Source organism: Butyrivibrio sp. AE2032, assembly GCF_000702965.1.
The window spans coordinates 519,664-532,250 of sequence record NZ_JNLF01000005.1; the positions used below are offsets into that span (position 1 = coordinate 519,664).

The 12,587-nt window shown below is 45.9% G+C and carries 10 protein-coding genes; 2 read left to right on the forward strand and 8 right to left on the reverse strand.

The genetic code is table 11. The features are described from left to right. Positions 1-11 precede the first annotated feature (11 nt). The 4 genes from BO18_RS19940 to BO18_RS19955 form a co-directional block, all read right to left on the reverse strand. Positions 12-992, reverse strand: a complete 981-nt coding sequence (locus tag BO18_RS19940; protein ID WP_034449132.1) for a glycoside hydrolase family 43 protein — start codon at positions 990-992, stop codon at positions 12-14. A gap of 91 nt (positions 993-1,083) precedes the next feature. Further along, positions 1,084-1,536 (reverse strand): hypothetical protein, encoded by a 453-nt coding sequence (locus BO18_RS19945; RefSeq protein ID WP_034449134.1) that lies wholly within the window; start codon positions 1,534-1,536, stop codon positions 1,084-1,086. A 4-nt stretch (positions 1,537-1,540) separates the two neighbouring features. Then, the gene (locus tag BO18_RS19950; RefSeq protein WP_034449136.1) at positions 1,541-1,981 is read right to left on the reverse strand and encodes a LytR/AlgR family response regulator transcription factor; all 441 of its coding nucleotides are present in this window, start codon (positions 1,979-1,981) and stop codon (positions 1,541-1,543) included. Positions 1,982-2,014: 33 nt separating this feature from the next. Beyond that, the gene (locus tag BO18_RS19955; RefSeq protein ID WP_051688991.1) at positions 2,015-2,626 is read right to left on the reverse strand and encodes a DUF7010 family protein; all 612 of its coding nucleotides are present in this window, start codon (positions 2,624-2,626) and stop codon (positions 2,015-2,017) included. A 294-nt stretch (positions 2,627-2,920) separates the two neighbouring features. Here BO18_RS19955 and BO18_RS19960 point away from each other — a divergent pair, with 294 nt between their 5' ends. Next, positions 2,921-5,305: an HD-GYP domain-containing protein gene (locus tag BO18_RS19960; RefSeq protein WP_034449137.1), complete on the forward strand. Its 2,385-nt coding sequence runs from the start codon at positions 2,921-2,923 to the stop codon at positions 5,303-5,305. Next, a complete protein-coding gene (locus tag BO18_RS19965; protein WP_034449139.1) occupies positions 5,306-6,508 on the forward strand; it encodes a reverse transcriptase domain-containing protein in 1,203 nt (400 codons plus the stop codon). It abuts the gene before it with no gap. A gap of 12 nt (positions 6,509-6,520) precedes the next feature. On the opposite strand, the gene BO18_RS19970 is transcribed toward BO18_RS19965, so the two are convergent. The 4 genes from BO18_RS19970 to BO18_RS19985 all read right to left on the reverse strand — a co-directional run bounded on the left by BO18_RS19970 (position 6,521) and on the right by BO18_RS19985 (position 12,513). Then, positions 6,521-7,717, reverse strand: a complete 1,197-nt coding sequence (locus tag BO18_RS19970; RefSeq protein WP_034449140.1) for an OFA family MFS transporter — start codon at positions 7,715-7,717, stop codon at positions 6,521-6,523. Positions 7,718-7,848: 131 nt separating this feature from the next. Further along, entirely contained in the window at positions 7,849-10,224 is a 2,376-nt protein-coding gene (locus tag BO18_RS19975) for an ABC transporter permease (protein WP_034449141.1), read from the reverse strand. Positions 10,225-10,226: 2 nt separating this feature from the next. Next, positions 10,227-10,982 carry an ABC transporter ATP-binding protein gene (locus BO18_RS19980; RefSeq protein ID WP_034449143.1) on the reverse strand — a complete coding sequence of 252 codons (756 nt, stop codon included), beginning with the start codon at positions 10,980-10,982 and terminating at the stop codon, positions 10,227-10,229. Between the two features lie 238 nt (positions 10,983-11,220). Beyond that, a complete protein-coding gene (locus tag BO18_RS19985; RefSeq protein ID WP_034449144.1) occupies positions 11,221-12,513 on the reverse strand; it encodes a tyrosine-type recombinase/integrase in 1,293 nt (430 codons plus the stop codon). Positions 12,514-12,587: the final 74 nt, after the last annotated feature.

A 12,587-nucleotide genomic window follows, 5' to 3' on the forward strand; every position in this document is an offset into this window, starting at 1 on the left:
CAGTTTTTATATCACTCGTGATCGTAAGGATGTATAGTCTCGATCGTACCGTCCTCAGCGATGTTGAGCTTGGTGAACTTGACGCTTCTCTTGTGTGAGCATCCGCCGGATCTCTTTGCATCGTGATAGAACAGATACCACTCACCGTCGATCTGAACGATGGAGTGATGTGTCGTCCAGCCGATAACAGGCTCCATTATCCTTCCCTTGTATGTGAAAGGGCCTTCAGGTGAATCACCCTCCGCATAGCAGAGATAGTGTGTCGTGCCTGTGGAATATGAGAAATAATACTTGCCGTTGAACTTGTGCATCCAGGGATCTTCGAAATATCTGCGGTCCTCGTCGCTTGCCTTCAAAGGCTCGCCGTTCTCGTCAAGGACAGTGATCATCTTGGGAGCTGCGACATAAGCATCCATGCTGGGCTTGAACTCAGCTACCAAAGCGCAGAGAGCCTTGTCGTCACCCTCGGGACGGCGCTCATCGGGATTGAAGGAACCGGACTGCCACATCTCGAGCTGGCCGCCCCAGAGTCCGCCGTTGTAGCACCAGATCCTGCCGTCGTCATCCTGGAAGACTGCGGGGTCGATGCTGTAGCTGCCTTCGATGAAGTTTTCCTGGGGCTTGAAAGGACCTACGGGAGAATCAGACTCGGCTACGCCGATCCTGAATATCTCGTTCTTGTCCTTTGCCGGGAAAACAAGATAATACTTGCCGTTCAGATAGATGGCATCGGGAGCCCAAAGCTGTCTGCCTACCCACGGGATCTCATCCTCGCTCAGTGCGACGCCGTTGTCTACGCACTCGCTGTCGAGTGAATCCATGGAAAGGATGTGATAATCCTTCATTACATACTGCTCTCCGTCGTCGTCCTCGGGAATGTCAAGGTCTTCGTCGTGAGAAGGATAGATGTAGATCTTGCCGTTAAACACATGCGCAGAAGGGTCTGCAGTATAGATGTTGGTGACCAGATCTTTACGTTCGTTCTTTTTCATAAGCACCTCGGTTTGCTTTATTATTCTTTACCCAAAAGAGATAGTACCATTTTTCGCGCTTGTTTTGAAATACAAAATAGCAACTTTTGGCTTATTTTCTTTCAACATTCTTTTTCGCGTTGTATTCCATGAGTTTCTCAGTGTATTTCCGTGAGCATTTGCGCATTACGAGAACATCGATCAGTATTGATGCAGCATAGAAAACAACAACGATAACGGCGAGCATTATCCACATCGCGGGAGTTCCGACGCCTTCGAATATCCCCATCAAATAGAACATCAGCACTTCCGCAGGGATAAACAGGATGAAAAAGACCGTAAGGTCAGCAACAAATCCCTTCCTGCTCATAAACCTCGTAAAGAATGCGAAAACAAAACTGAGCGAACCCCATGCGCAGAGCGCCAGGAGCTTCAGAAGGAACAGTACGGTTACTTCACCGTTTCCTCCGATAAGCGACACGGCAACCGTGCAGAGCACCAGCCATGAATACGAAAATGCCAGGGCATTTCTGAAATATACAAGGAGCTTCTTTATATCTTCCATAACATTATCCGTCCAATCCGATCAGGTCCTTAAGCTGCCTGACATAACGCCTCGAGATCACGATGACCTCCCCGTTTGCAAGCGTCGCAAGGATATTGCGCGTAACTTCAGGTTTTAGCTTTGTTATCTTGTTGAGATTTACGATGACCGATTTGGAGCACCTGAAGAATGTCTTCTCATCAAGGAGTTCTTCCAGTTCATAAAGTCGCTTCTCGGTCTGGAGTATGTTTCCTGATGTATAAAGGAACGTCTTCTTGTCGACCGATTCGATATAGAGGATCTCCTCAACCGGGATGTTGTACGTCTGGCCTTTAGAAGTCGCGGTTATGCGTTCGTCAAACCTGCCGATATAGCGTGCGAGCCTTTCCGTCTCGGAAGTCACTTCACGGCAGTGGATCTCCACTGCCGTGCCTGAATCTATGTCGTTCTTGATCGTGACCTTCATTTGCGACTCCCGTCATTCCCTGTATCAGGAACATTATAATTCATTGCTTTCCTTTTTAGCACGGTCAAGTCTTCTGCATTCGATGAGGAGAAGTACGGACATGACTGTCTGGCATAAGATCATGAAGACACCGACATACACTTCCGGAGCGAAGATAGATATGAGCATCGAGCCGAATGTCGTTAAAAGAGACATTACGAGATATGTTTTGCTGTCATATACCCATGAGAACGGAAGAAGGTGTGCGCCGAATACCATTGCAAAGAGCATGAGCATCGCGTCAGGTTTCTGTGAGAAAGCCCACATCACTATGAGAAGATAGAGCATCTGGTTCATCGTGCAGAGAAATCCGAGCTTGTTTATGGGATTCCTGCTCTTGCTGAATATCTTTGCTCCTGTGATCTTCCCGAAAATGAGCACGCACGGAAGCAGCAGTCCTGTGCAGTAGAAGGTGTACATATTCCTCGTCATGATGTCTGCAGGAAGCATCCTTACTATCGTAACGAGTGTCCAGATAACGACCGAAGCCATCATGAAAGGAACACCCTTTTTCTGAAGAACGCATGCCTCTTTCCTGAGTTCGTTAAAGTCCGTGCTTGCCGCATTACCGGCTGTTCTGATCTTTGTGTTTGTTAAGTCTGTCATATTAGTTTCCTCCCTTGGTTTTGAGGTGATTATATCGGTCCGTTTACGTGACTTAAACGGCACTTCGACCAAGCGGTACATGAGGCATTACCAAGGGGTACAAAAAGCCGGAAACCGTGTACCGGAACAGTGGCCAGCGGTAAATGTTTTCGGGCATTTTGCTGAATAATTGAACAAAATACATTCCGGGCAAATAAAACTTTTATCTTTAACGCGATATTTACAAAGAGTATAATTCTAATTATCAAATAAGAATTATAATTAGAATCAAAATATTCGTGAGACGTTGGCGGTATGTTCGAGTTTCTTAAAAGTATACAGCTTGATCTTATGCTTGTTTTGAGCGGCATTTCAGCGGCCACTGCTTTTTTCATGGCTTTAACAAAGACTATGGACCGCGAGCGCAAGTTCTATCTGATACTGACCAATATATTCTCGGTCGTCCTCCTGCTTTCCGACAGAGCCGCATATCTTTACAGAGGAGACACTTCCGCTTTTGGCTATCTCATGGTCAGGGTCAGCAACTTCATGGTTTATGCCATGGTCCTCTTCATCCTCTGGGCATTTAATCATTATGTCCGCGATATCTATGTGGATGAGACAGGTTTAAAGACCGTACCCTTCAGGCTGAGGCTGATCGATTATCTTATCATCACGGGAGTTATACTGCTTATCATCTCGCAGTATACAGGTCTTTACTATACCTTCGATGCCACGAACCACTATCAGCGGTCACAAGGTTATGTGATCGGCATGTTGATCCCTCTGGCCGTTCTCTTGCTGCAGCTTTCAGTCGTCATCCAGTATCACAAACATTTAAGGAAGAGCCTGATAGCATCACTTATCCTCTTTACGACGATGCCGCTTGTGGCAGGCGTTCTCCAGCTGAAGTTCTATGGTCTTTCTCTCATAAACATCACAACGGGTTTCTTATCCACCATGCTCTATCTCTTCGCGTTGAGGGACATGAACCAGACGGTTGACAGAGCACGCAAGATCGAGATCGATTACCTGAAGAAAGAGACAGAAGAAACAAGGCGTCTGTTCACGCAGACGGCTGAAGCGCTCGCGAGCGCCATCGATGCCAAGGATAAATATACTAAAGGTCACTCATCCAGAGTCGCGGAATACTCAAGAAAGATCGCAGAGCTGGCCGGAAAGAATCAGCAGGAGTGCGACGAGATCTACTATGCGGCACTTCTCCACGATGTAGGTAAGATCGGAATATCCAGAAGCATCCTCACCAAAGACGGAAAGCTGACCGAAGAAGAATACGAGGAGATCAAGCAGCACCCGGTCATCGGCGCGCAGATCCTCTCAAGCATCAGTGAGTCACCGTACCTCAGCATCGGCGCACAATCACACCACGAGCGTTACGACGGAAGAGGCTATCCGAGCGGACTTAAGGGCAATGACATTCCGGAGATCGCAAGGATCATCGCAGTAGCCGATGCTTACGATGCAATGACTTCTAAGAGAAGCTACCGTGATGCCGTTCCCCAGCAGGTCGTAAGAGAGGAATTCGTAAAATGCACCGGCACGCAGTTCGATCCTGAATTCGCTAACATCATGCTCCATTTGATCGACCTGGACAGCGAATATCAGATGAAGGAAAAAGAAGAGGTAAAAGAACTCTCAGGAAAGAGCGAACTTGTCTGCAAACAGTACAGAACATCCGTATCTGAAGGCATCGTTGTCACCGACGAAAAGACTAACATAAAACTTACGAGCACTCCTGATGCAGGTTACTCTCCTGAACATGCCATGCCGTCGATCATACTTTTCGATTCGCTCGATGCAAGGATCCACGAGGACGAGAAGAATGCGCAGAGGCTCAATTATTTCGAGTACGCCGAGTTCAGGTTCGATGGAACGTTCGTATGCAAGGGCGCCAGAAAGATACAGCCTCAGGTCAAAAAGAACGAAAACTTCGAGATGATCTCAAAGAGCATCTCCTATAACGTAGAGGCAGTCAAGATAAAGGACCATGTACTCATCAGGATATTGTCGGACATGGCCAGGATCGAGTTCATCGTAGCTCTCCCCGACAGCGCAAGATGGGCATATATGGGACTCACAGGCGAGAACTGTCATATAACAAATGTAAGCATCGACCGTGAGGAAGGAAGCGTTCCTGCGGACTATATTCCGAGGATAGCTGAAGAGATATCCTACATCAATGTTCCCGCGGGCGATCTGCCGAACATCCAGTCAGACGGCTACCGTTCAGCTGCCACCGACGGCATCCTATTAGGCAACAATCTCACGGTCACATTCCACTCTATGAGCCTTCCTACTGCAAGACTCGTTTGGCATTGCCCTTATATCAGCCTCTTCTCTTCCGACGACGGAAAGGTTGGCGGTCCCAACTTTCACGAATATGCACTGATCAGAATCGATGGCGAGAACTGGGATTCAGATGACTATGCGACAAACGATTTCAGGATAAACAAGCTTAGTGACAATTACGACTGGAATGCATGGAAAGAGCTGAACAAGAAGGGCATTGACTGCTCGGTCAACATAAAGCACAAAGGCAATACGGTAACGCTAAAGACCGAGAACGCAGGCATAGAGATAACCAACATCACGACGATAAAAGACGGTTCGCCATATGTTTACGTCGCGTTGACAGGCGACCAGTGCGCCATCACAAATATAAGGGTCAAGGATTCGTAAGTGTCGCTTATAGATAAACTCTTTGAGAAAAACAGCTGGGAAAGATTTTTCAGATACAAGTCCGGCATAAGGTGCTCTAAAAGATTCACCAGAGAACTCCGCGCATTCATCGACAGCGAAGCCTATCTCACATACGAAAAAGAGATAAGATCGTGCGGGGGTCTTCCCCTGCCCGCAAAGTCAGTGATAAGCAAGATGAGCAGTCAGAAGAAACGTACCGTCTACAAGTACCCTTATGACTTTAACATGGTCCTTAAGCTCCTGACATATCTGACACTCAGGAAATACGATCAGATATATACACCGTGTCTTTATTCGTTCCGTCCCGGCATATGCGCCAAAGACGCAATAGCTTCCATCACGCGCAACAGGGATCTTCATTCGCTTTATTCATACAAGGTCGATGTAAGCGATTATTTCAATTCGATCCCCGTAGATAAGATATGTGCCGTCCTGGATGATACGGTCAAAGATGACGAAGAACTCCTGCGGTTCATGAAGACCCTGCTTACCGAAGAAAAAGTCATGGACGGCAGTGATATCATCACTGAGAAAAAAGGCATAATGGCAGGCACTCCGATAGCTTCGTTTTACGCCGACATTTACCTGAAAGACCTTGATGAATGGTTCTTCAAAAGAGGCATTCTCTATGCGAGATATTCTGACGACATCATCGTTTTCGCAAAAGATGAGGATGAGATAAACGTTTACAGAAAAGTGATCCTGGATCACCTTGATGCAAAAGACCTGACGGTGAATCCGGACAAGGAGTCGTTCTCAAGACCCGGAGACGGATTCTGTTTCCTCGGCATCGAAGTTAAGGACGGACAGATAGACATAGCGCCGGCTTCCGTAAAAAAACTCAAACAGAAGATGCGCCGCAAAGCGCGTGCCCTTGACCGCTGGCGCCGCAGAGAAGGTCTGGACGGTACCAAGGCGGCAGCCGCATTTATCAGGATATTCAATCACAAACTCCTTGAGGAGAACGAGGATTCAGACCTTACATGGAGCCTATGGTTCTTCCCTGTAATAACCACTCCGAAAAGTCTTCACGAGGTCGATCTCTACTCACAGGAACTGCTGCGTTTTCTCATCAGCGGAACGCACACCAAATCACGCTTCAACGTGCGCTATGACGACCTGAAGGCATTGGGATACAAAAGCCTCGTGAACGAGTACTACAAACATCATGAAAGGAACTGATCTTTTCAGTTCTTATGCCTTCTTCGCCTTTACCATCGTGAAATATATGACACCGGCAACTGCGTAGAGCGCCATTGCCGTGACGATGATGACAGTGTAGTTGTTGTTCGTATTCTGAAGGATTATCTCGGAGAGATTGTTTCCGGTGATACCCGCTACCGCCCATGCTGACAGAGAGAGGCCGTGGATCTTGGAGATGTTCTTCATGCCGAACCTGGACTCCAAAAGTGCAGGCAGGGTCGAGAAACCGCCTCCGTAACCGAGATTTATCACCATGAGAAGAGCGATGATGACAAAGCCGCTGCTGATGACAGCGGAGAGTCCGCAGAGCAAAACGCACGACAGGAATATGATGCCGTAGACCGTTGCCCTGTCCTTCATCTTATCCGATATGGTCGAATAACCGATCCTACCTAATGCATTGCACACCGCAGTAACGGAAGGAACGATGCTGACGATAGTCGCAAGTATGGCAAGACCTGCAAACTTCTCATTAAGCAGCTGCTTCTCGTATGTGATGAGCATGAGTCCGCAGTGGATGTTGATATAGAAGATGAGCCATATTCCGATGAAGGTCTTGTCCTTGAACATGGATGACGCCTTGAAACTGTTGTTGACTGCCTTATCCTCGACCCATCCGTCAGGCTTTTTCAGCAGGAGGTGTCCTGCGAACATCATGACAAAATAGATGCATCCGAGGATCCAGAACATCGGAGCGATCCCCAGTTTGTTCTGGAGCATCTCCATGATCGGAGTCGCGATCGCTTTCGCAAGGCCGAATCCCATGATCGAAATACCAGTCGCCAGACCCTTGTTGTCCTTGAACCAGAGCATCAGCGTCTTTACCGGAGTCAGATATCCTATTCCGAGTCCTATGCCCATTATGCATCCGTAGAAAAGGTATATGAGTATGAGTGCCAGAGGACCGGTTACAAAGCGGATCGTAAAGCCGGTGCCGATCATTCCTGTCGTGAAGCATATCGCAGAGATAAGAGATGATCTGTGGATATTCTGCTCGACGATCTTTCCGGCAAAAGCTGCCGACATTCCGAGGAAGAAGATGGCGAAACTGAATGCCCAGCCCACGGAAAACTTGCTCATCCCGATGGCGTTGGCGATCGATTCCTTGAAAGTGCTCCAACAATAGACCGTACCGATCGAACAGTGTATCAACAGTGCCGGTATGGCTGCCCTGATCCATTTATTCATGAACGTCTTCCCCCTCGCATCAATATGGAATCAGTTTATCATTACGGCACGAAAACAAAAAGGAGAGGCCGTCTCTTTTTTCGAGAGACAGCCCCGTCCTTACAAACTCAATCTATTCCCTATTACGCACTTTATTCAGCAACCAGCATGTTGTATGCTTCGATCTTCCTGATCCTTCTTGTCTGCAAAAGTGCAAGGAAGAAAGATACAACTGTGAGGCCTGCTCCGATCGCGACAACGCCGGGTACCGGGATCGCAAAGTCACACTTCATCAGACCGAACGAACGCATGAACAATGAGATATAAGGATTTGCAACATTGTACGATACGACTGAGAAAACGATTGCAGATGCGATTACAGAGGGCATGAAGCTCATCGCTGTCTGGAGCATGAGGCTTCCTGATGTGTAACCCAATGCCTTATAGATTCCGTAGTCCTTACGCTTATGGTATACGAGCGACTTGATGAGAAGGAACAGTATCAGTGCGATCACAACAACGGAGATGGAACACATAACGACGAGCATCATGAGGGATATTCCCTGGAATGTTGTCATGGCGCCTCCGATCATCTTGTAGAAGTTCATCGTGCTGACGATGTGAATGCCATATTTGTCCTCGCACTCCTCAAGGATTCGGTTAACTTCATCGATATTCTCGTCAACGTCTTCCGACTCGTTTGTGAGGTCGAACCAGTACCAGCCGGGGATGCTGTCGATATCCATGATGTGATCTGCAGCCTTGTAAGAGAATATCGCTTCGCGTCCCTGGTTGTTTGCTGTCTGGATGAATCCCGTGATGAGATAATTGAATGCATTATCACCATAATCGATCTTTATCTCATCGCCGATCTCAAAGCCGTATGCCCTGGCAAAAGATCCGCTCACTGCGATCTCATTATCGTACTCGGGAAGTCTTCCCTTGTAGCAGAGAGTGGTATTGTTCATCTTTGAAAGATCCTTGACGATGTAGCAGAACAGACTCTCCTGATCGTCATAGTAAACATTCATGTTGATGATCTCTCTGATGTTCTTTATGTCAGATCTGTTTTCGAGATATTCAAGGACTTCTTCCCTGGTCTCCTGATCGGACGTGACAACACCTGCGCAGATCTCAGTAGCAAGGATATCGAGCTTTGGATGACGGCTGAAGTTCTCATAAAGAAGGAGCGAGATCACACAGCAGAAGACCATGAATCCTAATACGAAGAACGTGATCACATTCTGCTTCATGTTGCCGAAGAAAGTCTTCATTGCAAGGCTTGCATTAACACTTAATGACGACTTGGAAAGAGCTACATGATTCTTCCTGAAATTGTGTGATTCAACACCTTCCCTGAGTGCCACGATCGGCTGTATCTTCGAGACCTTATTCGCGCAGATGACCGTAACTAAAAGTGTGAACAGGACTACAAATCCTACCGGAATAAGTGTTGCCAAAAGATTGAACGTGATGCTGTAAGGAACACCCATCTGTCCGATTATGATCGATGCGAAAACCGGCATGACAATGTATGACAACACGATACCGATGATGCTTGCCAGAGCAGCGATGATAAGGAACCAGATAACGAGTGAAGCCTTGATGTCTTTTCCCGTGTAGCCTATCGCCTTAAGAGCACCTAAGGTCTTCATATTCTCTTTGATATAGTTGCTTATGCTGTTTGCGAGCATCATTGCAACTGCCGCGATTATGAGTGAGGTAGCGACCAGAAAAGAAACCGCTATGATAAGTCCGATAAAAGTTCTGTTGCTGATCACTCCGTCAATGTCGTATCCCTCGGTGACCGCAAAAGGATTGACCTTAAGCAGCTCGTTAAAAGACCTGATCCTGAATTCGCCGTTCTTCACGCCATCCTTAAGATCATATATGATATTGATGTTCTCATATTCTTCATGAGTTTCATCCCAGAGTTCCTTATAGCTGCCGTTATCAACAACTAATGCAAACAATGCAGTATTATTGCAGCCGCCGTATACAACATTGGTAAATCCTCTTACAGTGTAGCTGTATTTCTTTCCTGAGTTTTCGATCTCGAAAACATCACCGGTATTAAATCCGCCGGCAGTATTAAACTGGTAAGGAAGATAAATGTAATTCTCAGTTATCGAAGTATCTTCTGTAATGACCTCAAAAGTGTTCATCGGTCTTGTAAAAGCAGAATCGTCACTGATATCGAGACTGATGACAACTTCGCCGTTACCGAATTTTACAGGATGATTTGAGAGCTTAAGATCGTGATATGTATAGTACCTGTCCGTATCTTCCTCGAGGAGTTCCTTGATCTTCTCATCAGTAAATCCCTCAATGTTTCCGGAAATGCTGAGGTATCCGTCTCCTCCGTTAAGTCTTACTGCCTCTCTGCTTACGGAAGGATAGCAATCCATAAAGATGAGGAGGGCTATTCCGATAAGGCAGGTTGTGATCAGCATCAACAGGAAAAGTCCTACTGACGTACCTCTGTTTTTTCTGAGGTTCGATTTGGTAAGTAATAATGTCTTGTTCATGATTACCACCCCATAGTTGCGAGGAAGTCATTCAGTTTCTGATGACGCTCTTTATCACCTGTTACATACTTGCCGAGGTTGCACTCACCTGCGATCTCACCGTCCTTAACATAAAGGATGCGGTTGCCTCTTCTTGCACTTGAGATATCGTGTGTGACCATTACGATGGACTGGCCCTTCTCGTTGAAACTTGTGAGTGTATCAAGTACTGCCTTACCTGTCTGTGAGTTCAAAGCACCTGTAGGCTCATCAGCGAAAACAAGCTTCGGATCGTTTATCAGGGATCTTGCGATGCCTACTCTCTGTGCCTCACCGCCTGAGATCTGTGTGGGGAACTTATTCCAAAGTGTCTCATCGATGTTTACGGCTTTTAAAAGATTTCCCGCTTTCTGAACGAGTGTGTTCTTATCTTTATACACGAGAAGTCCTGCCGCCATAATGTTATCCATAACGCTCATAGAATCCACAAGATATACCTGCTGGAAAACGAAACCACAGTGGCTTCTTCTGAAGACAGCAAGCTCATCCGTATTCATCTTTGTGATCTCTGTACCGTCGAAAGAAACGCTTCCCAGAGTCGGCTTATCCATGCCTGATAATGAATAGAGAAGAGTTGACTTACCGGCACCTGATGCTCCCATGATGATAGTGAAATCGCCTTCATAGATCTCAAGATCTATATTCTTTAGAACGTGCTGCTGAATGCCGCCGTTGGAAAATGTCTTGCAAAGCTTCTTAGTCTCAATAATGTTTTTCATGTCTTTCGACCTCCTTATGGCATTAGGATACTTTTTTAACCCTTAAGTGCCTTTAAGGAACTCTTAAATAGTTCTTAAATCGTTATCTTTCTGAGAAATCCTTATTCTATAAGGACTCTATACGTTTTCCTGCCTGTTTTGACCGGGTTTTCCCTTATTCTTTCCCTTACAATCATTTTGTAAGGGAAAGATTGTCTCTTAAAACTGTGTTTATAGATGTTTTTATAAGGGAAAATCATCATCCTGCAAGCCAATCAAGCAGTTTTGCAGAAGATTTCTTGGATTCGCGGCTACCATGTGCGTAGGTGTTCAGCGTAGTACTGATCCTGTTATGTCCAAGCATTTCCTGAACATCCTTAGGCGATGCTCCGCTCTTAAGAAGATTAGTAGTAAAGGTGTGACGTAATACATGAAAGTGAAAGCCCTCAAACATAGGCACATTCTTTGCAACATACTTGCAAGCCTGTTCGATAGACTTCGGTGTCAACAACCTTCCGTCTCTACACCTACACACTAAATCCAAGGGCTTGTATTCCCCTGAGATCTCTTGCGTTCCGTCAAATGAATAGCACTCGTAATAGATGCGATTCTTCTCACGAACCTCTTTATAATAGTTCCTCTGGTACAATTCACCATAGGCCTTTTGAATAAGTGCCTGTTGCTTCTTTGCTTCCCAAAGATTCTTCTTCAGGTTTTCTCCGAAGTATACAGTTCTCACTTTAGCTCTCTTAGTGGTTCCTATCTCAGTCTTGTGTCTGATAGTATTACGAGAAACACTTCTTCGAACAATAAGATACTGTTCTTCAAAGTTTATATCCTGCCAAGTTAAACCTGAGACTTCTCCAAGCCTTAATCCCGTGTAATACGAAATCTGTACCGGAAGAACTGCATCAGGATGATGCTCACTAAGATAAGCGACAAGCATCTTGAACATCTCCGGTGTAATCGGAGTTGTGCTTTCGTCTATGTCCGTTTCGGATACAAACAAATCTGAATTATCCTTCTTAGTATGAATAACTACATACTCCATAGGATTGTAAGCGATATACTTCTTAGGAAATACCGCAAATCTGAATACATGTTTCAGAATAGCCGAGAATATCCAAAGATAACTTCTTCCATATCCGTTACCAGCATCAAAATCACCTTCTTTGCCGCCAAAAGCGACAAGATCAAGGAAAGACTGCAGATGTTCTGCAGTAATTGTCTTGAGCTTTCTTTTGCTAATGGGATGGAGTTTTAATCGCTTAATACAGAATAGATACGTCTTAGCTGTACCATTACTCAGTGATCCTGTCTTAAGTTCTTCTTCTGCCCAAATGTCAAGGAGCGCCGCGAGATCAAGATTCTTCGCATCAGCTATGAATCTTTTTGCCTCATAATCTTCCATAGCCTGACGAAGAAGCTTCTCAGTCTCGCTCTTACTTTCGGTTCCGACATATTCTTTCTGGATAAGCCTGCCGGAGGCATCCTCTACGTAGAAGCGGTAATACCACTTCTTACCTAGTTTTCTTACAGATCCTTTTGCCATTCTAACTAATTCCTTTCTTTAATCCGGCAATCGGAACTGTTGAAATGCTAATTTGATACTATACGATAAATCCG